21 protein-coding genes are annotated in these 24,434 nt (G+C 65.8%); 17 read left to right on the forward strand and 4 right to left on the reverse strand.

The features are described 5' to 3' along the window. Positions 1-72: 72 nt before the first annotated feature. A complete protein-coding gene (locus AB3G45_RS15135; RefSeq protein ID WP_367831354.1) occupies positions 73-597 on the reverse strand; it encodes a histidine phosphatase family protein in 525 nt (174 codons plus the stop codon). A gap of 418 nt (positions 598-1,015) precedes the next feature. Between AB3G45_RS15135 and dksA the strand changes: the two genes are divergently transcribed. Next, positions 1,016-1,435 (forward strand): RNA polymerase-binding protein DksA, encoded by a 420-nt coding sequence (gene dksA, locus AB3G45_RS15140; protein ID WP_367831355.1) that lies wholly within the window; start codon positions 1,016-1,018, stop codon positions 1,433-1,435. A 165-nt stretch (positions 1,436-1,600) separates the two neighbouring features. On the opposite strand, the gene AB3G45_RS15145 is transcribed toward dksA, so the two are convergent. Beyond that, complete coding sequence (locus tag AB3G45_RS15145) at positions 1,601-2,587, reverse strand: histidine kinase (protein WP_367831356.1); 987 nt, start codon at positions 2,585-2,587, stop codon at positions 1,601-1,603. Positions 2,588-2,885: 298 nt separating this feature from the next. Between AB3G45_RS15145 and cckA the strand changes: the two genes are divergently transcribed. The 11 genes from cckA (at position 2,886) to AB3G45_RS15200 (ending at position 15,110) form a co-directional block, all read left to right on the forward strand. Then, on the forward strand, positions 2,886-5,504 hold the full coding sequence (gene cckA / locus AB3G45_RS15150) for a cell cycle histidine kinase CckA (RefSeq protein WP_367831357.1): 2,619 nt from the start codon (positions 2,886-2,888) through the stop codon (positions 5,502-5,504). Positions 5,505-5,646: 142 nt separating this feature from the next. Further along, positions 5,647-5,955 (forward strand): septum formation initiator family protein, encoded by a 309-nt coding sequence (locus AB3G45_RS15155; RefSeq protein ID WP_367833589.1) that lies wholly within the window; start codon positions 5,647-5,649, stop codon positions 5,953-5,955. A 149-nt stretch (positions 5,956-6,104) separates the two neighbouring features. Then, positions 6,105-7,151, forward strand: coding sequence for a pyruvate dehydrogenase (acetyl-transferring) E1 component subunit alpha (gene pdhA / locus AB3G45_RS15160; RefSeq protein WP_367831358.1), 1,047 nt, complete (start codon positions 6,105-6,107; stop codon positions 7,149-7,151). A 17-nt stretch (positions 7,152-7,168) separates the two neighbouring features. Continuing rightward, positions 7,169-8,551: a pyruvate dehydrogenase complex E1 component subunit beta gene (locus tag AB3G45_RS15165; protein WP_367831359.1), complete on the forward strand. Its 1,383-nt coding sequence runs from the start codon at positions 7,169-7,171 to the stop codon at positions 8,549-8,551. Positions 8,552-8,566: 15 nt separating this feature from the next. Continuing rightward, the gene (locus AB3G45_RS15170; protein ID WP_367831360.1) at positions 8,567-9,892 is read left to right on the forward strand and encodes a pyruvate dehydrogenase complex dihydrolipoamide acetyltransferase; all 1,326 of its coding nucleotides are present in this window, start codon (positions 8,567-8,569) and stop codon (positions 9,890-9,892) included. A 15-nt stretch (positions 9,893-9,907) separates the two neighbouring features. Next, positions 9,908-10,549 carry an SGNH/GDSL hydrolase family protein gene (locus AB3G45_RS15175; RefSeq protein WP_367831361.1) on the forward strand — a complete coding sequence of 214 codons (642 nt, stop codon included), beginning with the start codon at positions 9,908-9,910 and terminating at the stop codon, positions 10,547-10,549. Positions 10,550-10,601: 52 nt separating this feature from the next. Beyond that, positions 10,602-12,047 carry a dihydrolipoyl dehydrogenase gene (gene lpdA, locus AB3G45_RS15180; RefSeq protein ID WP_367831362.1) on the forward strand — a complete coding sequence of 482 codons (1,446 nt, stop codon included), beginning with the start codon at positions 10,602-10,604 and terminating at the stop codon, positions 12,045-12,047. A gap of 91 nt (positions 12,048-12,138) precedes the next feature. Next, complete coding sequence (gene lipA, locus AB3G45_RS15185; RefSeq protein WP_367831363.1) at positions 12,139-13,116, forward strand: lipoyl synthase; 978 nt, start codon at positions 12,139-12,141, stop codon at positions 13,114-13,116. 71 nt (positions 13,117-13,187) lie between these two features. Next, positions 13,188-13,754 carry an AAA family ATPase gene (locus AB3G45_RS15190; RefSeq protein WP_367831364.1) on the forward strand — a complete coding sequence of 189 codons (567 nt, stop codon included), beginning with the start codon at positions 13,188-13,190 and terminating at the stop codon, positions 13,752-13,754. 9 nt (positions 13,755-13,763) lie between these two features. Further along, positions 13,764-14,213 carry a type II toxin-antitoxin system RatA family toxin gene (locus AB3G45_RS15195; protein WP_367831365.1) on the forward strand — a complete coding sequence of 150 codons (450 nt, stop codon included), beginning with the start codon at positions 13,764-13,766 and terminating at the stop codon, positions 14,211-14,213. 57 nt (positions 14,214-14,270) lie between these two features. Continuing rightward, positions 14,271-15,110, forward strand: a complete 840-nt coding sequence (locus tag AB3G45_RS15200) for a hypothetical protein (protein WP_367831366.1) — start codon at positions 14,271-14,273, stop codon at positions 15,108-15,110. Position 15,111: 1 nt separating this feature from the next. Here AB3G45_RS15200 and AB3G45_RS15205 read toward each other — a convergent pair whose 3' ends face one another. Both AB3G45_RS15205 and AB3G45_RS15210 read right to left on the reverse strand, forming a co-directional pair. Beyond that, positions 15,112-15,615, reverse strand: coding sequence for a CinA family protein (locus AB3G45_RS15205; protein ID WP_367831367.1), 504 nt, complete (start codon positions 15,613-15,615; stop codon positions 15,112-15,114). Beyond that, positions 15,612-16,823 (reverse strand): bifunctional 2-C-methyl-D-erythritol 4-phosphate cytidylyltransferase/2-C-methyl-D-erythritol 2,4-cyclodiphosphate synthase, encoded by a 1,212-nt coding sequence (locus tag AB3G45_RS15210; protein ID WP_367831368.1) that lies wholly within the window; start codon positions 16,821-16,823, stop codon positions 15,612-15,614. Before AB3G45_RS15210 ends, AB3G45_RS15205 begins: the two co-directional genes overlap by 4 nt. Positions 16,824-16,969: 146 nt before the next feature. Between AB3G45_RS15210 and dusB the strand changes: the two genes are divergently transcribed. The 5 genes from dusB (at position 16,970) to AB3G45_RS15235 (ending at position 24,425) form a co-directional block, all read left to right on the forward strand. After that, complete coding sequence (gene dusB / locus AB3G45_RS15215; RefSeq protein WP_367831369.1) at positions 16,970-17,995, forward strand: tRNA dihydrouridine synthase DusB; 1,026 nt, start codon at positions 16,970-16,972, stop codon at positions 17,993-17,995. Beyond that, a complete protein-coding gene (locus tag AB3G45_RS15220; protein WP_367831370.1) occupies positions 17,992-19,140 on the forward strand; it encodes a nitrogen regulation protein NR(II) in 1,149 nt (382 codons plus the stop codon). The genes dusB and AB3G45_RS15220 overlap by 4 nt, the downstream gene beginning before the upstream one ends. Further along, a complete protein-coding gene (gene ntrC, locus AB3G45_RS15225; protein ID WP_367831371.1) occupies positions 19,140-20,594 on the forward strand; it encodes a nitrogen regulation protein NR(I) in 1,455 nt (484 codons plus the stop codon). The genes AB3G45_RS15220 and ntrC overlap by 1 nt, the downstream gene beginning before the upstream one ends. Positions 20,595-20,800: 206 nt before the next feature. Continuing rightward, on the forward strand, positions 20,801-23,071 hold the full coding sequence (locus AB3G45_RS15230) for an ATP-binding protein (RefSeq protein WP_367833590.1): 2,271 nt from the start codon (positions 20,801-20,803) through the stop codon (positions 23,069-23,071). Beyond that, the gene (locus AB3G45_RS15235; RefSeq protein ID WP_367831372.1) at positions 23,061-24,425 is read left to right on the forward strand and encodes a sigma-54-dependent transcriptional regulator; all 1,365 of its coding nucleotides are present in this window, start codon (positions 23,061-23,063) and stop codon (positions 24,423-24,425) included. Before AB3G45_RS15230 ends, AB3G45_RS15235 begins: the two co-directional genes overlap by 11 nt. Positions 24,426-24,434 lie beyond the last annotated feature (9 nt).

A 24,434-nucleotide genomic window follows, 5' to 3' on the forward strand; every position in this document is an offset into this window, starting at 1 on the left:
CTTTTCACGCTGCGGTTTTGCGCCGGTGCGATGCCGGAAACCAAGGTGCGGCCCGAGGGCGCGCGCCGCGCCTCAACGCGCCGAGCGCGGCGTCATGAAGCCGGCAAGGCAGGCGCCTTTGCAATTGTCCTCGCTCGGGCGTTCGTCGAAGTCGAGGATGGCGAGGCCAGCCGTCGGATAGCCGAAGGGCGCGACGGTCTCGGCGATCTCCTTGCCGACGAGGCGGTGGAAGAACTCCTCGATCATCGGATTGTGCCCGACGATCATCACCGCGGTCTCCTGCCGGTTCGCGAAGGCGAGTTCGGCATAGGTGTCGGCCGTGCCGGAATAGAGCGAATCGACATAGTCGATCGTCAGCTCCTCGCTCACCGAGCGATGGAAGGGCTCGGCGGTCTGGCGGCAACGCACGGCGGTGGAGGAGATGATGAGGTCCGGCCGGTAGCCCTGGTCGGCCGCCTCCTCGGCGATCACCTCGGCTTCGGCGAAGCCGTCGTCGTCGAGGGCGCGGTCGAAATCCGACTGGCCGGACTCGGCCCAGGCGGCGCGGGCATGGCGAAGGATGTAGAGCCGGAAGGCCGGCGTGCCCAGAGATGCCAAGTGTGTCCTCCATCCGCCTGCGGCAGGCGATGCGCGCCGCGTTCCGACTTCATGTCCGTCCTTGCCGGAAAGATCAACCGGTTTTGCGCGCGAGCGCGCGGCGTGGCGGGCCCGGTTCGACGGGTGCGACAGGTTCGCGAAAGAAAATTCTTCTATCCTCCATCCCCGATCGGCGGCCGCGTACCTATATTCGGCGCAGCAAGATACGACAGGCAGACGATGAGACGCCCTCCGGGCGAAACGGCGGGATATACGATGACCGGTTTTGCCATCCCGTTGTAATCTTGATGAAATATTAGTCTGGCAAGATTCGGGATAGAGGCGGCGCGAAAAACCGTGGGTAAGTTTCTGCAGGCTTGAAACACGTTACCCGTGGGGATATACAGCGCGCCTTGAGATGTTCTTCAGGAGAATCGCGTTGAGTGAGAAGATCGATCTTAGCAATTTCGTCCTCGACGAGGGCGATGAATTCATGAACGCAAACCAACGGGCTTACTTTCGAGCGAAGCTGAACGCCTGGAAAAACGATATCCTGCGCGAAGCGCGCGAAACCCTCGAGCATCTGGCAGAAGAAAGCGCCAATCATCCGGATCTTGCGGACCGGGCGTCTTCGGAAACCGACCGTGCCATCGAACTTCGGGCACGCGACCGCCAGCGCAAGCTGATCTCCAAGATCGATGCGGCGCTGCAGCGTCTCGACGAAGGCACCTACGGCTACTGCGAGGAAACGGGCGAACCGATCGGCCTCAAGCGTCTCGACGCCCGCCCGATCGCCACGCTTTCGATCGAGGCGCAGGAGCGCCATGAGCGTCGGGAGAAGGTGTATCGCGACGAGTAGGCCTTTTCCGCGGATCTGAGGAGGTCCGGGGACAGGTTTCGGTGATCGAACACCGGATGTTTCCGGTGCCGGCGGATTTCGTGCTGCCGGGTATCGGAAATACCAAAATCAAAGCCGCCGGAAACCGCGTGTTTCCAGCGGCTTTTTTCGTGTAGCGGTGCCCGCTTACGCCTTGCGGTTGGCGGCGATTTCGCCGAGCAGGCGCGCCATTTCCGCTTCCGTTTCCTCGCGGCTCTTCGCGACGGGCTGTGCGTGGCCGATCGTGGCCGCGGTCTGCGTCGGGTTGAGGGTGGGCTGGGCGGCCGTGCGGGTCGTGGTGCCGGGGGCTGCCCTGCCGGTCATCTCGGCTTCGAGGATCTTTTCGAATTCGCTCACCAGGGCCTGGTTGTCGGCAAGCTGGGGCGTCTGCCTGGCAAGCGTCGGCGTCGCCTGCGGGTGCTGCACCGCCTGGCCGGCGCTCGCCTGCGCCGTGGTCGTCGCCGTGGACTGGGGCAGGACGCGCTGGCGGTTCTGGTCAAGAACGTCCTCGATGCGGCGCTCCGGCGTGCGCTGCTGCACCGCCGTCTGCCCCTGCTGGACCGTCTGGGCCGGCCGGGCGACGGCGTGGACCGGCGGGGTGCCGGGGACGCCGTCCTCGTCGCCGGCATAGAGCACCTTCGCCATGGCCGACACGCCCTCCGGCGTTGCCGCCGGGCGGCGTTCCACGGCGCCGCCGGTCGTCGCGGCGGCGCCGGCCGATGCGCCCGAGCGGGCCGCGACCGCGGTCTCGGCCGCCTTGGCGGACTTTTCCTGCAGCGCCGGGGCGGCGTCGGCGCGCTCGGTTGCGCGCGGCGTGTCTCCGGCGGGCCGGGCGCTTTCGGCCGAGGCGAGCGCGATGCGCGTCTCGATGACGATATCCGTCGGGCCGCCGATCATCAAAAGATGTTCCACGTCGTCCCGGCGCACCAGGACGAGACGGCGGCGCGTGTCGATCGCGGCGGCATCGAGCACGGCAAGGCGCGGCGCGCGGTTGCGTCCGCCGCGGATGAAGGGCGAGGAGGGACGGCCCCGGATGATCCAGAGCACCAGCGCAAGGCAGAGAAGGCCGAGCAGCACCACCACCGCGGCGACGACGAACTTCGTGCCGTTCTCTGCGAGAATCTCCTGGAACATGGCGCGCGCACTCCTTACCGGCAGTTTGGCCTTTCGGGCCGATGGGCTCATTTGACGGCTTTTCCGGGGCTCGTACAAGCGCGGAGCACCGGTTGTCCAGCGCGTATTGCCGTCGTCATCGTCGCGTAAGTATGGCAGGTTAGGGAAATTGCGATGTTTGAGCCGGGAATATTCCCTGTGAATTCGCGGCCTTGCTTCCCCTCGACGGCTTTTTGCGCTTCCTTCGTGCGGATAAACATGATTCTGGCATCGGGTTTGGGGCAAGCGCAAGGCCCGGACTGTTGCAGACGAGGGATTGATGACGACGATGAAGCGGCCGGACGGGGATAATGTGCCGATCGTGGACCGCGGGGTGCGGCCGGCGGTGGCGCTGCGCGTCGTGCTGCTCGCGATCGTGCTGGCGGCTTCGGCAGGGGCGTTCATCGTCTTCAAGAACCAGCTCGACAACGAACTCGTGCTCGGCGTGCTCGGCGTCCTCGCCATGGCCGGCATCTTCTTCGTCGTCTCCGCGCTGATCGGCTTCATCGAGGTCATGCCGCAGGCGGCGCGCTCGGACGAGCTGGCGCGCGTCTTTCTGGATACCCATCCCGACGGCACGGTCGTCACCGACCGCAAGGGCCGCATCGTCTATGCCAATGCCGCCTATGGCGCGCTGACCGGGGCGAACGGCGCCGCCGAGGTGCAGACGCTGGAAACCTTGCTGTCGCGCAACCGCGATGCGACCGAGGCCGTCTATCGCCTGACGAACGGCCTGCACGAGGGCAAGGAAGGGGCCGAGGAGTTCCGCGTCCCGAAGCCGCTCAACCCGGCCGCTTCCGGCGGCTCCGGCGCGCAATGGTATCGCCTCAAGGCGCGCATCCTGCCGAACCGCGACAAGCCGAAGCAGCCGCTCTACATCTGGCAGATCTCCAACATCACCTCCGAGCGCGACGACCAGGAGCGCTTCTTCAAGGAGTTGCAGAACGCCATCGACTATCTCGACCACGCGCCGGCCGGCTTCTTCTCCGCCGGTCGCAAGGGCGAGATCGTCTACCTGAACGCGACGCTCGCCGAATGGCTCGGCATCGACCTTGCCAAGTTCCATCCGGGCTCGCTGTCGATCGCCGAGGTGGTGGCGGGCGAGGGGCTGGCGCTCATCCAGTCCGTGCAGGCCGAGCCCGGCCTGCAACGCACGGAAAGGCTCGACCTCGACCTGCGCAAGACGAACGGCCAGAGCCTTCCGGTGCGCATCGTGCACCGCGTCTCCACGACGCGCGACGGGGCGCCGGGCGAAAGCCGCACCATCGTTCTCGCGCGCGAGGAGGGCGGCGCCAACGACCAGTCCGCCTCGATCGCCTCCATGCGCTTCACGCGCTTCTTCAACAACACGCCGATGGCCATCGCGTCGGTCGACGGCGACGGCCGGATCCTGCGCACCAACGCGCCGTTCCTGAAACTCTTCTCGGGCGTCGTCTCGCGCGACGACATCGACCGCGGCGCCAAGCTCGAGACCATCGTGCACGAGACGGACCGCCTGCGCCTGCAATCGGCGCTCGACGCGGCGAAGGACCGGCAGGGCGACATCGCGCCGCTCGATTCGCTGCATCCGGCCGATGACGACCGGCATTTCCGCTTCTATGTGAACGCCGTCATCGACCAGAGCGACGAGGCGCCGGAAGAGGCGGCCATCGTCTATGCCGTCGAGATCACCGAGCAGAAGGCGCTCGAGACGCAGATGGCGCAGACGCAGAAGATGAATGCGGTCGGCACGCTCGCCGGCGGCATTGCGCACGACTTCAACAACGTGCTGACGGCGATCCTGCTCTCTTCCGATCATCTGCTCCTGTCCGCCCGCCCGTCCGATGCGAGCTTCGCCGATCTCATGGAGATCAAGCGCAACGCCAACCGGGCGGCCGTGCTGGTGCGCCAGCTTCTCGCCTTCTCGCGCAAGCAGACGATGCGCCCGACCGTCATGAACCTCACCGACGTCATCGGCGACCTGCGCATGCTGGTCGACCGCATGACCGGCACGAACGTCAAGATCGACGTCGAATATGGCCGCGACCTCTGGTCGGTGAAGACCGATCTCGGCCAGTTCGAGCAGGTGCTGATCAACCTTGCGGTCAATGCCCGCGACGCCATGCCGGAGGGCGGCACCATCACCTTCCGCACCCGCAATGTGGAGGCCGAGGAGGCGGCGGCGCGCAACCTGCGCGACCTGCCGCCGGGCGACTATGTCGAAGTGGAAGTGGCCGACCAGGGCACCGGCATTCCGCCCGAGATCATCGACAAGATCTTCGAGCCCTTCTTCACCACCAAGGAAGTCGGCAAGGGCACCGGTCTCGGCCTTTCCATGGTCTACGGCATCGTCAAGCAGTCCGGCGGTTACATCTACCTCGATTCCGAGGTCGGCCGGGGCACGACCTTCCGCATCCTCATGCCGCGCCACACCGAAGAGGCGGTGCCGGCGGAGGCGGCCGGCGAGGCGCGCGCTCTGCCGCAGGCCGGCGACCAGCAGGCGGCAGCGGCGATGCCGGCGGCGGACAAGGAGCCGCGCGACCTTACCGGCGGCTCGGCCGTGGTGCTGCTCGTCGAGGACGAGGAGGCCGTGCGCCGCGGCGGCAAGCGCATGCTGGAGACGCGCGGCTATACCGTGCACGAGGCCGGCTCCGGCGTCGAGGCGCTCGACATCATGGAGGAATTGGACGGCGCCGTCGACATCGTCGTCTCCGACGTGGTCATGCCGGAGATGGACGGCCCGTCGCTGCTGCGCGAATTGCGCAAGACCTACCCGGACCTCAAGTTCATCTTCGTCTCCGGCTATGCGGAGGACGCCTTCGCCCGCAACCTGCCGGCGGACGCCAAGTTCGGCTTCCTGCCGAAGCCCTTCTCGCTGAAGCAGCTCGCCGAGGCCGTGCGGGAAATGCTCGACGCCTGACTGCCGTGCTGCTTGTTATGCGGGGAAAATGAAGGCCGCGTCGGCGGATGCGGTTTTTTCCGTGCGCGGCGATCATGGTCAATGGTCGGTTAACCGCTTGCCGCTAGTGTCGAACCCGTATTGCGTATCGGGGCTGCTGTGCATGTGGACCAAACACCATAAGAAGCGGAAATTCGGCCGGCTGGCTCTGCCGGCAATTACAGTCGCATTCCTCTCCTATTTCGGCTATCATTCCGTCCATGGCGATTTCGGCCTCAGGGGAATGGAGGAGTTCGAACGGCAGAGAATAGAGCGTCAGGCGCGCCTGGACGTCCTCGTGCGGCAGCGCCAGACCCTGGAAAAAGAGGTGGCCCTGATGAGCGACGGCTCGCTCGAGCGCGACATGCTCGACGAAAAGGCGCGCTTCTATCTCAACATGTCCAGGGCCGACGAAATCGTGATTTTCCATTGAGAATGTCGATTAACCGAAATCTGGTTAATCGTAAATATCCCTTAGTAATCAGCGGTTTGTCGAGAATATAAGCCATGCATTTATAGCATTGCTGCGACTGGATTTCTCCCCTATGGTTTCCGTCAAGAGGCAAACATAGGGAGGAACGAATGGCTCCGCGTAAAACCGCGTCCACGTCCAGCCGCAAGCCCGCGGCAAAGCCTGCGAAAAAAGACTTCACCGGCGGCACCATCGCCGAATTCTCCAAGGAAGACGACCTCAAGGCCTATCGCGAGATGCTGCTGATCCGGCGTTTCGAGGAGAAGGCCGGCCAGCTTTACGGCATGGGCTTCATCGGCGGCTTCTGTCACCTCTATATCGGCCAGGAAGCTGTCGTCGTCGGCATGCAGCTGGCGCTGAAAGAGGGTGACCAGGTCATCACCGGTTATCGTGACCACGGCCATATGCTCGCTTGCGGCATGAGCCCGCGCGGCGTGATGGCGGAACTGACCGGACGTCGCGGCGGCCTTTCCAAGGGCAAGGGCGGCTCCATGCACATGTTTTCCAAGGAAAAGAACTTCTACGGCGGCCACGGCATCGTCGGCGGGCAGGTTTCGCTCGGCACGGGCCTCGCCTTCGCCAACCGTTACCGCGGCAACGACAATGTCTCGCTCGCCTATTTCGGCGACGGCGCGGCCAACCAGGGCCAGGTCTACGAGAGCTTCAACATGGCCGCGCTGTGGAAGCTGCCGGTCGTCTACGTGATCGAGAACAACCGCTACGCCATGGGCACCGCCGTCTCGCGCGCCTCGGCCCAGACGGACTTCTCCCAGCGTGGCGCCTCCTTCAACATCCCCGGCTTCCAGGTCGACGGCATGGATGTGCGCGCCGTCAAGGCCGCCGCCGACGAGGCCGTCGAGCATTGCCGCTCCGGCAAGGGGCCGATCATCCTCGAAATGCAGACCTACCGCTACCGCGGCCACTCCATGTCCGACCCGGCGAAGTACCGCTCGAAGGACGAGGTGCAGAAGATGCGCTCCGAGCACGATCCGATCGAGCAGGTGCGCGCCCGCCTCCTGGAGAACAAGTGGGCAAGCGAGGACGATCTCAAGCAGATCGACAAGGACGTCCGTGACATCGTCGCCGACAGCGCCGATTTCGCGCAGGCCGATCCGGAGCCGGATGCATCCGAACTCTACACCGACATCCTGCTGTAATCCGGGGAGGGACACCAATGCCAATCGAGATTCTCATGCCCGCCCTGTCTCCGACCATGGAAGAGGGTACGCTCTCCAAGTGGGTCAAGAACGAGGGTGATGCCGTCAAGTCCGGCGACGTGATCGCCGAAATCGAAACCGACAAGGCGACGATGGAAGTCGAAGCCGTCGACGAGGGCGTGATCGGCAAGATCCTGATCGCCGCCGGCACCGAGGGCGTCAAGGTCAACACGGCGATCGCCGTGCTGTTGCAGGACGGTGAAAGCGCCGATGCCGCCGCCGCACCGAAGGCCGCCGAAAAGCCGGCGGAAGCCGAGGCGCCCAAGGCCGCTGAACCGGCACCGGCCGCCGCCGCACCCGTTCCGGCCCAGCCGAAGACCGAAGCCGCCGCTGATCCGGATATTCCGGCCGGCACCGAAATGGTGATGACGACGGTGCGTGAAGCGCTGCGCGACGCCATGGCGGAAGAAATGCGCCGCGACGAGGACGTCTTCGTCATGGGCGAGGAAGTCGCCGAATACCAGGGCGCCTACAAGATCACGCAAGGCTTGCTGCAGGAATTCGGCGCCCGCCGCGTCATCGACACGCCGATCACCGAGCACGGCTTTGCCGGCGTCGGCGTCGGCGCGGCGATGACGGGCCTGAAGCCGATCGTCGAGTTCATGACCTTCAACTTCGCCATGCAGGCGATCGACCAGATCATCAACTCCGCCGCCAAGACGCTCTACATGTCCGGCGGCCAGATGGGCGCGCCGATCGTCTTCCGCGGCCCGAACGGGGCAGCAGCCCGCGTCGCCGCCCAGCACTCGCAGTGCTATGCCGCCTGGTACAGCCACGTTCCGGGCCTCAAGGTGGTCATGCCCTACACGGCAGCCGACGCGAAGGGTCTCCTGAAGGCCGCGATCCGCGACCCGAACCCGGTGATCTTCCTGGAAAATGAAATCCTCTACGGCCAGCAGTTCGAAGTGCCGAAGCTGGACGATTTCGTGCTGCCGATCGGCAAGGCGCGCGTGCACAGGAAGGGGAGCGACGTCACCGTCGTCTCCTTCGGCATCGGCATGACCTATGCGCTGAAGGCGATCGCGGAACTGGAGAAGGACGGCATCGACGTCGAGTTGATCGACCTTCGCACCATCCGCCCGATGGACCTGCCGACCGTCATCGAATCGGTCAAGAAGACCGGCCGTCTCGTCGTCGTCGAAGAGGGCTATCCGCAGTCCTCCGTCGGCACCGAGATCGCCACCCGCGTCATGCAGCAGGCCTTCGACTATCTCGACGCGCCGATCCTGACGATCGCCGGCAAGGACGTTCCGATGCCCTATGCCGCGAACCTCGAGAAGCTGGCGCTGCCGAATGTCGGCGAAGTCGTCCAGGCGGTCAAAACCGTCTGCTACAAATAAGGGGAGGGCGCCGAAATGCCGATCAACATTACGATGCCCGCCCTGTCGCCCACCATGGAAGAGGGCAACCTCGCCAAGTGGCTGGTCAAGGAAGGCGACACCGTGAAATCCGGTGACGTCATCGCCGAGATCGAGACCGACAAGGCGACGATGGAAGTCGAAGCCGTCGACGAGGGCGTTGTCGCCAAGATCGTCGTTCCGGCCGGCACGGAAGGCGTGAAGGTCAACAGCCTGATCGCCATCCTGGCCGCCGACGGCGAAGACGTGAGCGCTGCCGCCGCCGGCGGTGGCTCGGCTCCGAAGGCGGAGGCCAAGCAGGCCGAAGCGCCGAAGGAAGCCGAAAAGCCGGCTGCCGCGCCAGCTCCGACGCCTGTGGCCTCCGCACCGGCCGCCGCAAGCCCGCCGCGGGTCGGCAACGGCCTCTTCTCCTCGCCGCTCGCCCGCCGCATCGCCAGGGAAGCCGGGATCGACATCTCGGCGGTTTCCGGCTCCGGCCCGCACGGCCGCGTGGTCAAGAGCGACGTCGAGAAGGCGCTTGCCTCGGGTGGTGCCAAGCCCGCTGCCGCAGCCCCGGCTGCCGCGCCCGCCGCCGCGCCGAAGGGCATGTCGGAGGACGCCGTCCTCAAGCTCTTCGACGAAGGCTCCTACGAGCTGGTGCCGCATGACGGCATGCGCAAGACGATCGCCAAGCGCCTGCAGGAATCCAAGCAGACGATCCCGCATTTCTACGTCTCGGTCGACGTGGAGCTGGATGCGCTGCTGGCCTTGCGCGCCCAGATCAACGGTTCCGCGCCGGAGAAGGACGGCAAGCCGGCCTACAAGCTCTCGGTCAACGACATGGTGATCAAGGCCATGGCGCTTGCCCTGCGCGACGTGCCGGACGCCAACGTCTCCTGGACCGACACCAACATGGTCAAGCACAAGCACGCGGATGTCGGCGTCGCCGTCTCCATCCCGGGCGGCCTGATCACGCCGATCATCCGCAAGGCGGAGACGAAGAGCCTGTCGGCCATCTCCAACGAGATGAAGGACCTCGGCAAGCGCGCCAAGGAACGCAAGCTGAAGCCCGAGGAATACCAGGGCGGCACGACCGCCGTCTCCAACATGGGCATGATGGGCGTCTCGAACTTCGCCGCCGTCGTCAACCCGCCGCATGCGACGATCCTGGCGGTCGGCGCCGGCACGGAGCGGGTCGTGGTCAAGAAGGGCCAGATGGTCATCGTCAACGCGATGACGGTCACGCTCTCCACCGATCACCGCTGCGTCGACGGGGCGCTCGGCGCCGAACTGCTCGGGGCCTTCAAGCGCTATATCGAAAGCCCGATGGGGATGCTCGTCTGATAGCGGAGTGCGGCCATGAAGACGGTTCTGTGCTACGGCGATAGTCTCACCTGGGGCTACAGTGCGGAAACGCTCGACCGGCATTCCTTCGAGGATCGCTGGCCGAGCGTGCTCGCCAAGGCGCTGGGGCCGGAGGTCACCGTCATTGCCGAGGGCCTGAACGGCCGCACCACCGCCTATGACGATCACCTGGCGGACTGCGATCGCAACGGAGCGCGCATCCTGCCGACGATCCTGCACAGCCACGACCCGATCGACCTCGTGATCATCCTGCTCGGGGCCAACGACATGAAGCCCACGATCTGCGGGACGGCCTTCGGCGCCGTGCAGGGCATGGAGCGGCTGGTGGAGCTCACGCGCCACCACGCCTGGTCGTTCGGCGGGCAGGAGGGGCCGGAGATCCTGCTCGTCTCGCCGCCGCCGATCTGCGAGACGGCGAACACCGCTTTTGCGGCGATGTTCGCCGGCGGCGTCGAGCAATCGGCGATGCTGGCGACGCTCTATGCGGACCTTGCGGACGAGGCCGGCTGCGGCTTCTTCGACGCGGGTTCAGTCGCACGGACGACGCCGCTCGACGGCGTGCATCTCGATGCGGAGAACACACGGGCCATCGGCCGCGGGCTGGAGCCCGTCGTGCGCATGATGCTCGGACTTTAAAAAGACAACAGGCGGCGGCGATCCGCGCGCCAGGAAGAAGGCAGGAAACGACATGGCTCAGACTTACGACGTCATCGTTATCGGTTCGGGTCCGGGCGGCTACATCGCCGCCATCCGCGCCGCCCAGTTGGGCCTGAAGACGGCCATCGTCGAGCGCGAGCATCTCGCCGGCATCTGCTCCAACTGGGGCTGCATCCCGACCAAGGCGCTGCTGCGCTCCGCCGAAATCTTCCACTACGCCCAGCATCCGGGCGACTACGGCGTGAAGATCGAAGGCAAGGTCACGCCGGACCTTCCGGCCATCGTCGCCCGCTCGCGCGGCATCGCAAGCCGCATGAACGGCGGCGTCGGCTTCCTGATGAAGAAGAACAAGGTCGATATCATCTGGGGCGAGGCCAGGATCACCAAGCCGGGCGAGATCGTCGTGTCCAAGACGACGAAGGCGATCCAGCAGCCGCAGGCGCCGCTGCCGAAGAACGTTCTGCCCGAGGGGACCTATACCGCCAAGCACATCGTCATCGCCACCGGCGCACGTCCGCGCGCACTGCCGGGCATCGAGCCGGACGGCAAGCTGATCTGGACCTATTTCGAAGCGATGAAGCCGGAGGAAATGCCGAAGTCGCTGCTCGTCATGGGCTCGGGCGCCATCGGCATCGAGTTCGCCTCCTTCTACCGCACGCTCGGCGTCGACGTGACGGTGGTCGAGGTGATGAAGACGGTGATGCCGGTCGAGGACGCGGAAATCTCCGCGCTCGCCAAGAAGCAGTTCGACAAGCAGGGCATGAAGATCCACCTGGAGGCCAAGGTCGCCAAGGTGGAGAAGGGCGCCAACTCCATCACCGCCCATGTCGAGATGAAGGACGGCAAGGTCGAGAAGATCACCGCCGACCGGATGATTTCGGCGGTCGGCGTGCAGGCCAATGTCGAGAATATCGGCCTTGAAGCCATCGGCGTGAAGACCGACCGCGGCTTCATCGCCATCGACGGCTACGGCAAGACGAACGTGCCCGGCATCTACGCCATCGGCGATGTCGCAGGTCCGCCGATGCTCGCCCACAAGGCCGAGCACGAAGCCGTCATCTGCATCGAGAAGATCGCCGGCCTGCCGAACGTCCACCCGATGGACAAGTCCAAGATCCCGGGCTGCACCTATTGCCACCCGCAGGTCGCCTCCGTCGGCCTCACGGAGGCCAAGGCGAAGGAGCAGGGCCGCGACATCCGTGTCGGCCGCTTCCCCTTCGTCGCCAACGGCAAGGCGATCGCGCTCGGCGAGGACCAGGGCCTCGTCAAGACGATCTTCGACAGGAAGACCGGCGAACTCATCGGCGCCCACCTCGTCGGCGCGGAAGTGACGGAACTCATCCAGGGCTTCGTCATCGCCATGAACCTGGAGACGACCGAGGAAGAGCTGATGCACACGATCTTCCCGCATCCGACGATTTCCGAAACGCTGAAGGAAAGCGTGCTCGACGCCTATGGGCGTGCGCTGAACGCTTGAACGTGCTAGAGCCTGCCTCCACATGAGGCGGGCTCCTATTTTCGGTCCGCAGGATGGGCGCGACGCCGCCCGCCAGGAAAGTTGAAACGACATGGTCACCATTCTCGACCGCACCAATCTCTCGCCCGACGCCAAGCGGGTGCGCCATCCGGAAAAGGCCAACCGGCCGGACACGGAAGTGCTGCGCAAGCCGGAATGGATCCGCGTCAGGGCGCCGGTCTCCAAGGGCTACCAGGAGACGCGCGAGCTCGTGCGCTCGCACAAGCTGGTGACGGTGTGCGAGGAGGCGGGCTGCCCGAACATCGGCGAATGCTGGGACAAGAAGCACGCCACCTTCATGATCATGGGCGAGATCTGTACCCGCGCCTGCGCCTTCTGCAACGTGGCGACAGGCAAGCCGAACGCGCTCGACATGGAAGAGCCGGAGAACGTTGCCAAGGCCGTCCGGCAGATGGGCCTTTCCCATGTCGTCATCACCTCCGTCGACCGCGACGACCTCGCCGATGGCGGCGCCGAGCATTTCGAGAAGGTGATCTGGGCGATCCGCGCCGCCTCGCCCTCGACGACGATCGAGATCCTGACGCCCGACTTCCTGAAAAAGCCCGGCGCATTGGAGCGCGTCGTCGCCGCCAAGCCGGACGTCTTCAACCACAACATGGAGACCGTGCCGGGCAATTACCTGACGGTTCGTCCGGGTGCGCGCTACTTCCACTCCGTCCGCCTCTTGCAGCGCGTGAAGGAACTCGACCCGACCATGTTCACCAAGTCGGGCATCATGGTGGGCCTCGGCGAGGAGCGCAACGAAGTGCTCCAGTTGATGGACGACCTTCGCACCGCCGACGTCGACTTCCTCACCATCGGCCAGTATCTCCAGCCGACGCGCAAGCATCATGCCGTCATGAGCTTCGTGACGCCGGAGGAGTTCAAGTCCTACGAGACCGTCGCCTACAGCAAGGGCTTCCTGATGGTCTCCTCCAGCCCGCTGACGCGCTCCTCGCACCATGCCGGCGACGATTTCGCCCGGCTTCGGGCGGCGCGCGAGCGCAAACTTCTTGCCGCCGCGGAATAGACTTTCCCGCCGCCTTCCTCTAAGCCCCGCCGTCTTGCCCGACGGCGGGGTTTTTCGTTTCGGGGATGGCGATGACGGTTTCGATCACGATGGAGGACGCGGCCGAGCGGCTGAGAACGGCGCAGCGCGTGCTGGTCATGGGCTGCTCGGGCAGCGGGAAATCGACGCTGGCGCGAAAACTGAACGAGCGGCTCGGCCTTTCCTATATCTCCATGGACCGCGAGATCTTCTGGCTGCCGGGCTGGACGGTGCGTCCGCGCGCGCAGGCTTTGGCGCGCCTGCAGGCAATCGTGGCGCAGGAGCGCTGGATCATCGACGGCACCAGCCCCGGCACCCTGCCGGTGCGCCTGCCGCGCACGCATCTCGTCCTCTGGCTTCGCCCGCCGCGCTGGGCTTCGCTTTACGGCGTGCTGTCGCGCTGGCTGAAATTCCGCGGCCAGTCGCGGCCGGAAATGGCCGATGGCTGCCCGGAGCGGATGACGCGCGAATTCCTGACCTATATCTGGAATTTCGAGAAGACGGAGAGCCCCGAAATCGAGGAAAAGCTTGCGGCATATGGACCGGGTGTGCCGGTTTGCGTGTTGAAATCGAAGGCGCAGAACCGCCAGCTACTTGCCATCCCGGCGCGGCAATATTAGCTCTCGGCCATGCCCCAGTTCGAAACCCGCCGCCCGGTTCCCCATACGCCCGAAGAGATGTACGCCCTCGTCGCCGATGTCGAGCGCTACCCCGAGTTCCTGCCGCTCTGCGAAGGGCTGACGGTGCGCTCGCGCAAGGAGCGGGACGGCAAGGAACTCCTCGTCGCCGACATGACCGTCGGCTACAAGGCGATCCGCGAGACCTTCACCACGCAGGTGCTGCTGAACCCCGCCGAGCGGGCGATCGACGTCAAATATATCGACGGCCCGTTCCGCTATCTCGACAATCGCTGGCGTTTCGAGGCGCTGCCCGACGGCGGCTGCTCGGTGCATTTCTTCATCGACTACGAGTTCAAGAGCCGCATTCTCGGCGCGCTGATGGGCTCGATGTTCGACCGCGCCTTCCGCATGTTCACCGACGCCTTCGAGAAGCGCGCCGCGGCGATCTACGGCGGTTGAACAAAAAGCCCCGGTCATCCGTCATCCACCCGAAGGTCAACGGCCGGGAGGCGGGCGATGGGACGTTTACGCTGTTTTCTACTGGCGTCTTCGATATTGGCGGCCCATGGCGCATCCGCCGAGCCGGACCTCGCGCTCCTGCGCAAGCCGGGAAGCTACGTGCTGCTGCTCGATGCGGAAAAACGCCCGATCGCCGGCAATTACTGGCTCTCCGAAGGGCTAAAAGTCAGCACGCATTCGCGCAATCCCGGCTCCTATCCGCAGTCGCTTCTTTATAGCGACCAGGATTTCCCGCCCGGCCGCGTCGCCAACATGTATCTTTTTCTCAATGGGAAGGAGACGGTGACGCCCGATATCAGGGCCATCCCGGTCGGTGAAACGGCGACGGTGACGCGCGAATACGAACCGGTGGGACGGCTTGCGAAAAAGGCCGAAGTGAGAAAGCTGACCTACAGGCTCACCACGGTCGCCGTTGTCTCCGAGACCATGGCTGGCGCGAAATTGCTCAGCAGAATCTATGAGATCGCGCCGACGGACCCGGCGAACAAGGAGATGGACTGGGGACGGCGGGTCTATATCGAGACGCTCGATCTCGACATTTCCCGCGAGCAGGCGGCGCGCGTCGCCGACATCGAGACCGGCACGGCCGGGAGTACGGGAGATTTCGAGGGCATGTATGCCAGCCGCGTGCTTGCGAGCGATGCCTATGCCAAATGCATGGCGGAGAAACGCGCCGGCCAGGAGTATAAGGATGCCGTTCGCCGTGAGCATGAGACGAACGACGCCTGGATGGTCAAGGAGTATCTGGCGACGGGCATTCCCTGGTGGGAACAGGACGACGTGAACGCCCATATGGAAGCCTTGCTCGACGTCACCGGCCTCTGCGTGACGAAATAGATCATTCCGCCCTGGCGATCTCGATCAGCATTTCCAGCGCCGTGCGCACCGTCGCAAGCCGCACCGCGCTACGGCCGATATCGCCGTAGCGCATTTCCCGGTGCAGCGTTTCATGGCCCCTGCGGGCGGCGGCGAGGTGGACGAGGCCGATGGGCTTTTCGTCCGTACCGCCGCCGGGGCCGGCAATGCCGGTGACCGCGACGGAAATGTTCGCGCCGGAATTGCCGATGGCGCCTTCGGCCATTTCCAGCGCGGTCGGGCGGGAGACGGCGCCGTGCGCCTTCAGCGTGGCGTTGGCGACGCCGATCATCTCGCGCTTGGCCTCGTTGGAATAGGTGACGAAGCCGCGGTCGAAGACGCTCGACGATCCGGATATCTCGGTGATCGCGCCGGCGATGAGGCCGGCGGTGCAGGATTCGGCGGTGGCGATCAGCAGCCCCCGTTCCGTGAAGTCGGCGACGATTTTTCGCGCGGCCTCTTCGATGTCCCTTGGCCAGAGGCTCATGCGTCGGTTCCCTTGTAGACGACGGTCGCCGTCGCGATGGCGGCGATGCCCTCGCGGCGGCCGATGAAGCCGATCTTCTCGTTGGTCGTCGCCTTGACCGAACAGCGGTCGATAGAGATGCCGAGGAAATCGGCGAGGTTCTGGCGCATCGCCTCGCGGTGCGGGCCGATCTTCGGCGCCTCGGCGATCAGCGAGACGTCGGCATTCATGATCGTGCCGCCCTTGGCGCGCACGATGCCGGCGGCATGTTCGAGGAAGATGCGCGAGGCCGCACCCTTCCATTGCGGATCGGAGGGCGGGAAATGATCGCCGATGTCGCCGGCCCCGCAGGTGGCGAGCAGCGCGTCCGTCAGCGCATGCAGCGCGACGTCGGCGTCGGAATGGCCGGAGAGCTTCTGGTCGTGCGCAATGAAGAGGCCGCAGAGCGTGACGCCGTCGCCCTCGACGAGCTGGTGCACGTCATAGCCGTTGCCCGTGCGAACGTCCGGCAGGCCGTGGGAAAGCCGCTGGTCGGCCATGGCGATATCCTTCTGCAAGGTGAGCTTGACGTTGCCGGCGGAGCCCTCGACGAGATGCACGCGCACGCCCGCCCATTCGGCGATCGAGGCGTCGTCGGTGAAATCCGTGCGGCCGGAGGCGCTGGCGCGGCGGTGGGCCTCCAGGATGGTGGCGAGGTGGAAGGATTGCGGCGTCTGGGCGGAAAAGAGGCCGGAGCGCGACACGGTCTCGGCGACATTGCCGTTGGCGTCCGCCCGTTTCAGCGTGTCGGCCACCGCGACGGCCGGCAACACGGCGCGGGCGCCGTGCTGGAAGGCGGCGAGGGTGCGCTCCAGGATGGTGGGCTCGACGAAGGGGCGCACGGCGTCCTGGATGAGGACGTGGCTGACCTCGTCCGCCGGAAGCGCCTCCAGGCCGGCCAGCACGGATTGCTGGCGGGTCGGGCCGCCATGGACGACGGTAAGGCGCTCCCCGGCGGGAAGGGCGGCGGCGCGGGCCGTTTCGAACAGCGCCGCGTCATCGGGATGTATCACCACCACGATATGCCGGGCATGCGGCCAATTGACAAAGAGATCGAGCGTATGGGAGATGACCGGCCTTCCGCCGATGCGGCGGTACTGCTTGGGGCCGTCGGCATGGCTGCCGGCCCGCTCGCCTCGCCCGGCGGCAACGATCACCACGCCGCAGGATAGCGCATTTTCCGCTTGCATTTCGGTCTCACACCTCCCGGCTCAAAGCGTTTTGCGGTGGTTTAGCCGGAAGGCCGGCGCAATTCCAGCATCCTTTGGAAAATTGCGGCGGTGCGTGATTGCGGCTTGGCAAGAACGACAAGAATGGCTAAAAATAGTGCACGTACATGACCTGCTTGAAAGATGAGCATTTGACGATCCCCACCCTGTCGGCGCCGCTCGATGTCGGCGGCCGGAGCCTTCGCAACCGGGTTGTCCTGGCGCCGATGTCCGGTGTCACGGACCTGCCGTTCCGTGATCTCGCCTGGCGTTTTGGCGCGGGGCTGGTGGTCACCGAGATGGTGGCGAGCCGGGAACTGGCGCTGAACGCGCGGGAAAGCTGGTCGCGCATCCGCAATTGCGGCATCCGCCCCCACATGGTGCAGCTTGCCGGCCGCGAGGCACACTGGATGGCCGAGGCGGCGAGGATCGCCGAGGGCGAGGGTGCCGATATCATCGACATCAACATGGGCTGCCCCGCCAAGAAGGTGATCGGCGGCTATTCCGGCTCGGCGCTGATGCGCGATCCCGATCACGCGCTCGGCCTGATCGAGGCGACCGTGAACGCGGTAAAGGTGCCGGTGACGGTGAAGATGCGGCTCGGCTGGGATCACGGCTCGATCAACGCACCGCACATCGCGGCCCGCGCCGAGGCGGCGGGCGCGGCGATGATCACCGTGCACGGGCGCACGCGCATGCAGTTCTACGAGGGCCGGGCCGATTGGGACGCGATCCGCGCGGTGCGCGACGTGCTCTCCATTCCGCTGGTGGCCAACGGCGATGTCGACACGGCGCAGGATGCCGAGGAGATTCTCCGCCGTTCCGGCGCCGATGCGGTGATGGTCGGGCGCTCGGCGCAGGGCCGCCCGTGGCATCCGGCGGTGCTGGCCGGCGCCTGCGCGCATCCCTCGACGGCGGAGATTGCGGCGCTCGCTGTGGAGCACTATCGCATGATGCTCGATTTCTACGGCGCCGAGGCGGGGCTGCGCCACGCGCGAAAACATCTCGGCTGGTATCTGGAGCGCTTCGCCCCCGGCTTCACCGGGCCGGCCAAGGCGGAAGTCATGACGGCGCGCGACAGCGCTTTCGTCGCCGACCGGCTGGGCGAGGCGCTGCTCGCCGGCGCGGCACCAGCATTCGGAGAAGCGGCATGACAAGCAAGCCGGTCGATCCCAATGCCGCGAAGGCGCCGGACCTGGCGCTCGCCGTGCTCAACGCCATCCAGAACCCGGTCATCCTCGTCGATGCGGGCGGGCTGATCGCCTTTGCCAACTGGGAGGCGGAATCCTTCTTCGGCGCGAGCGCCGGCTATCTCGCCCGCCACGACATCTCCGCCTTCATTCCCTTCGGCAGCCCGCTCCTGACGCTGATCGACCAGGTACGCGAGCGCAAGGCCCCGGTCAGCGAATACCGCGTGGACTTGAGCTCCCCGCGGCTCGGCGCGGAAAAGCTCGTCGACATCTATGTCGCGCCGGTGACGACAGAGCCGGGTTCGGTGGTGGTCGTCATCCAGGAGCGCTCGATGGCGGACAAGATCGACCGGCAGCTGACGCATCGCGGCGCGGCGCGCTCGGTGACGGGGCTCGCCTCCATGCTGGCGCACGAGATCAAGAACCCGCTGTCGGGCATTCGCGGCGCCGCGCAGCTTCTGGAAACCTCCGTCAGCGACGAGGACCGGGCGCTGACGCGGCTCATCTGCGACGAGACGGACCGCATCGTCTCGCTGGTCGACCGCATGGAGGTGTTTTCCGACGAGCGGCCGGTCGACCGCGTGCCGCTCAACATCCACTCCGTGCTCGACCACGTGAAGATCGTCGCCAGGGCCGGGTTCGCGCGCAACATCAAGATATCCGAACTCTACGACCCGTCGCTGCCGCCGGTCTTCGCCAATCGCGACCAGCTCGTGCAGGTGTTCCTGAACCTCATCAAGAACGCATCGGAGGCGATCGGCGACCGCGCGGAAGGGGAAATCCTGCTGACGACCGCCTATCGCCCGGGCATCCGGCTTTCGGTCGCCGGCACGCGGGAGAAGATTTCGCTGCCGCTCGAATTCTGCGTGCACGACAACGGGCCGGGCGTGCCGGCGGACCTCCTGCCGCATCTCTTCGATCCCTTCATCACCACCAAGACCAACGGCTCGGGCCTCGGCCTCGCGCTGGTCGCCAAGATCATCGGCGGGCATGGCGGCATCGTCGAATGCGACAGCCAGGGCTCCCGGACCACCTTCCGCGTGCTGATGCCGGCCTCCCGCGGCGTCAGCGAAGACGACGACTTTCCCAAGACCAAAGGACATGATTGATGACAGGCGCCACAGTCCTCGTTGCCGATGACGATGCCGCGATCCGCACGGTTCTCAACCAGGCTCTCAGCCGCGCGGGCTATGACGTGCGCATCACCTCCAATGCGGCGACGCTGTGGCGCTGGATCGCCGCCGGCGAGGGCGACATCGTCGTCACCGACGTGGTGATGCCCGACGAGAACGCCTTCGACCTCCTGCCGCGCATCAAGAAGGCGCGGCCGGACCTTCCGGTGCTCGTGATGAGCGCGCAGAACACCTTCATGACGGCGATCAAGGCCTCGGAGAAGGGCGCCTACGACTACCTGCCGAAACCTTTCGACCTCACCGAGCTGATCGCGATCATCGGCCGGGCGCTGTCCGAGCCGAAGCGAAAGCCCGCGCGGCTCGACGACGACACGCAGGACGGCATGCCGCTCGTCGGCCGCTCGGCGGCGATGCAGGAGATCTACCGCGTGCTCGCCCGGCTGATGCAGACGGACCTGACGCTGATGATCACCGGCGAATCGGGCACCGGCAAGGAACTGGTCGCCCGCGCGCTGCACGACTACGGCAAGCGCCGCAACGGCCCCTTCGTCGCCATCAACATGGCGGCGATCCCGCGCGACCTCATCGAATCGGAACTGTTCGGCCACGAGAAGGGCGCCTTCACCGGCGCGCAGAACCGTTCCACCGGCCGCTTCGAGCAGGCCGAGGGCGGCACGCTCTTCCTCGACGAGATCGGCGACATGCCGATGGATGCGCAGACCCGCCTCCTGCGCGTGCTCCAGCAGGGCGAATATACCACCGTCGGCGGCCGCACGCCGATCCGCACCGACGTGCGCATCGTGGCGGCGACCAACAAGGACCTGAAACAGTCGATAAATCAAGGGCTTTTCCGGGAAGACCTCTACTATCGCCTTAACGTCGTGCCGCTGCGCCTGCCGCCGCTGCGCGACCGGGCGGAGGACATTCCGGACCTGGTGCGCCATTTCGTGCAGCAGGCGGAGAAGGAAGGGCTCGACGCCAAGCGCTTCGACCAGGAGGCGCTGGAACTGATGAAGGCGCATCCCTGGCCGGGCAATGTGCGCGAGCTGGAAAACGTCGTGCGCCGGCTCACCGCGCTCTATCCGCAGGATATCATCACCCGCGAGATCATCGAGACGGAGCTGCGCGCCGACATTCCCGACAGCCCGATCGAGAAGACCGTGGTGCGCAGCGGCTCGTTCTCCATATCCCAGGCGGTGGAGGAGAACATGCGGCAGTATTTTTCGAGTTTTGGCGACGGCCTGCCACCGGCCGGGCTTTACGAGCGCGTGCTCGCCGAGGTGGAGTATCCGCTGATCCTCGCCGCGCTCACCGCCACGCGCGGCAACCAGATCAAGGCCGCCGACCTGCTCGGCCTCAACCGCAACACGCTGCGCAAGAAAATTCGCGAACTGGGTGTGTCTGTGTACAGAAGTTCGCGTTCTGCTTGACTTAACGGCAGGGGGCGTTGCATTTTGGCCACAATCTGTTGCTTGAGGGTAACAGAGGGGTTTGCGGCCGAATAGGCTTGCGCGCCTGATCGTCATGGATGCGGGTGCGAATGCGGCCGGCCCCCATGCGGTCGGCGCTACTCCGGAAAACACGAGGAGAACGCCGGCGCCTTTCGGGATGCCCGGCCGGGGAAGCGATGCGGCAGATGACGGACGGCGTGAGCCTGCTTTCGAGCGAGAATGGAAAGGGAGCGGGCGGCGACCGGCGCGCCTCCTTCGCCTTGCCCGGCCTGGTGCTGGCCGGCGGCGCCCTCGTCGCCGCGACGATCTCGCTCTTCATCCTGCTCGGCCTGACGCCGATCAAGCCGGAGGCCAATGTCGTCATCGCCTCGGCGGCGATCAACGCGGTCTTCATCGTCGGCCTCATGTTCCTGATCGGCCGCGAGATCCTGCGCCTGCTGCGCGCCCGTCGCCGCGGCCGCGCCGCCGCGCGCCTGCATGTGCGCATCGTTGCGCTGTTCTCCATCGTCGCGATCACGCCCGCCGTGCTCGTCGCCATCTTCGCCTCCATCACGCTCGATGTCGGCCTCGACCGCTGGTTCTCCATCCGCACCCAGTCGATCGTCAGCTCCTCGCTCAACGTGGCCCAGGCCTACGTGCTGGAAAATGCCAGCTACCTCCAGGGCCAGACGGCCTCGATGGCGAACGACCTCGACCGCAACCGCCAGCTCTACAGCCTCGACCGCACGGGTTTCGTCGACCTGATGACGCGGCAGGCGCGCGGGCGCGGCATGCTCGGCGCCTTCCTCCTGCGCGCCGACGGCTCGACCATCCTGCAGGCCAACATCCAGATCGAAGTCCCGCTGCCGGCCGTGCCGGAGGATGCGCTGAAGGCGTCCGCCGCCGGCCAGCCGACGCTGATACCGCCGGGCACGACCAATCTCGTCGGCGCCATCATCAAGCTCGACAATATCTCGAACGCCTTCCTCTACACGATCCGCACCGTCGATCCCGAGGTCATGCGCTCCATGCGGCTGATGGAGGAGAACACGGCGGAATACCGGGCTCTGGAGGCCGGGCGCACGACGCTGCAGATCGCCTTCGGCGTGCTCTATCTCGGCTTCGCCCTCATCGTGCTGCTCGCCGCCATCTGGACCGCGATCGCCGTCGCCGACCGCATCGTGCGGCCGATCCGCCAGCTGATCGGCGCGGCCGACAGCGTCGCCTCGGGCAATCTCGACGTCAGCGTGCCGGTGCGCACGGTCGACGGCGACGTCGGCAACCTCTCGCGCACCTTCAACAAGATGATCGCGGAAATCCGCGCGCAGCAGGCGCAGATCCTCGACGCGAAGGACGAGGTCGATCACCGCCGCCGCTTCATCGAGGCGGTGCTTTCGGGTGTGACGGCGGCCGTCATCGGCGTGGAGGAGGACGGGCGCATGACCATCGCCAACCTCTCCGCCGAAATCCTCCTCGGGCAGAGCGCCAACGACCTGATCGGCCAGCCGCTGACCGAGGTGGCGCCGGAGATGGCCGCGGTGCTGGCCGAGGGCTCGACCCGCCACCGCAACAATTACCGCAAGCAGATCAACATCATGCACGGCGGCAAGGAGCGGACGTTGAATGTCCAGGTGACGCGCGAGGAGGCGAAGGACGCCAAGGAATCCTACGTCATCACCATCGACGACATCACCGATCTCGTCATCGCGCAGCGCTCCACCGCCTGGGCGGACGTGGCGCGGCGCATCGCGCACGAGATCAAGAACCCGCTGACGCCGATCCAGCTTTCCGCCGAACGCATCCGCCGCCGCTACGGCAAGCAGATCGACCCGGAGGACCGCGCGGTCTTCGACCAGTGTACGGACACGATCGTGCGGCAGGTCGAGGATATCGGCCGCATGGTGGACGAATTCTCCGCCTTCGCGCGCATGCCGAAGCCGACGAAGGAGCGTTCGGACCTGCGCCATATCCTGAAGGACGCGGTGTTCCTGCGCGAGATGGGCAATACCCATGTCGATTTCCGCAAGGATCTCGGCGAGGCGGCGCTCATAGGGCTGTTCGACACGCGCATGCTCGGCCAGGCCTTCGGCAACCTCATCAAGAACGCGGTGGAGGCCATCGAGGCGCTGCCGCCGGAGGTGGCGCGCGAAGAGCGCAAGATCCTCGTGCGCGCGACGCCCGACGATGCGGGACGGCGGTTCGTCGTCGACGTCATCGACAACGGCAAGGGGTTGCCGATGGAGAACCGGCACCGGATCCTGGAACCCTACATGACGATGCGCGAGAAGGGCACGGGGCTCGGTCTCGCCATCGTGAAGAAGATCATCGAGGACCACGGCGGGCAGCTGGAACTGCACGATGCCCCCGCGGATTTCGACAACGGCCACGGGGCGATGATCCGCGTGATCCTGCCCTACGAGGAAACGGTGGCCGTCGATGCGGACGAAAAGAACAAGGAAGTGAGCCATGGCGTCTGATATTCTTGTGGTGGACGACGAGGAGGACATCCGCGAGATCGTCTCCGGCATCCTTTCGGACGAGGGGCACGAGACGCGCACCGCCTATGACAGCGACAGCGCGCTCGCGGCGATCAGCGACCGCGTGCCGCGCCTCGTCTTCCTCGACATCTGGATGCAGGGCAGCAAGCTCGACGGCCTGGCGCTGCTCGACGAGATCAAGAGCCGCCATCCGGACCTACCGGTGGTGATGATCTCCGGCCACGGCAATATCGAGACGGCCGTCTCGGCCATCCGCCGCGGCGCCTACGATTTCATCGAGAAGCCGTTCAAGGCGGACCGGCTGATCCTCATCGCCGAGCGGGCGCTGGAAAATTCCAAGCTGCGCCGCGAGGTGACGGAATTGAAGAAGCGGTCCGGCGATCCGGTGGAGCTGATCGGCACCTCCGTCGCCGTCTCGCAGCTTCGCCAGAACATCGAGAAGGTCTCTCCGACCAACAGCCGCATCATGATCCTCGGCCCTTCCGGTTCCGGCAAGGAACTGGTGGCGCGCATGATCCACCGCAAGTCGACCCGCGCGAACGGCCCGTTCGTCGTGCTCAACGCGGCGGCGATCACGCCCGAGCGCATGGAGATCGCGCTGTTCGGCACCGAGGGCACGCCCGGCCAGCCGCGCAAGACCGGCGCGCTGGAGGAGGCGCATGGCGGCATCCTCTATCTCGACGAGATCGGCGAGATGCCGCGCGAGACGCAGAACAAGATTCTTCGCGTGCTCGTCGACCAGCAGTTCGAGCGCGTCGGCGGCTCCAAGCGGGTCAAGGTGGATGTGCGCATCATCTCCTCCACCGCCTACAATCTGGAAAGCCTGATCGCCGAGGGCGGTTTCCGCGAGGATCTCTACCACCGGCTCGCCGTCGTGCCCGTGCGCGTGCCGCCGCTTGCCGAGCGGCGCGAGGACATTCCCTTCCTCGTCGACATGTTCATGCGCCAGGTGAGCGAGCAGGCGGGCATCCGCGCCCGCAAGATCGGCGACGACGCGCTGGCCGTGCTGCAGGCGCACGACTGGCCGGGCAACATCCGCCAGCTGCGCAACAATATCGAGCGCCTGATGATCCTTGCCCGCAGCGACGGCCCGGACACGCCGATCAGCGCCGACATGCTGCCGACGGAAGTGGGCGACATGCTGCCGAAGATCTCCACGCAGGGCGACCAGCACATCATGACGCTGCCGCTGCGCGAGGCGCGCGAGATGTTCGAGCGTGACTATCTCATCGCCCAGATCAACCGCTTCGGCGGCAACATTTCCCGCACCGCCGAATTCGTCGGCATGGAGCGCTCCGCGCTCCATCGCAAACTGAAGTCGCTTGGCGTATAAGCGCCGGGC

The organism is Shinella sp. S4-D37 (assembly GCF_040812195.1).
Lineage (GTDB): Bacteria > Pseudomonadota > Alphaproteobacteria > Rhizobiales > Rhizobiaceae > Shinella.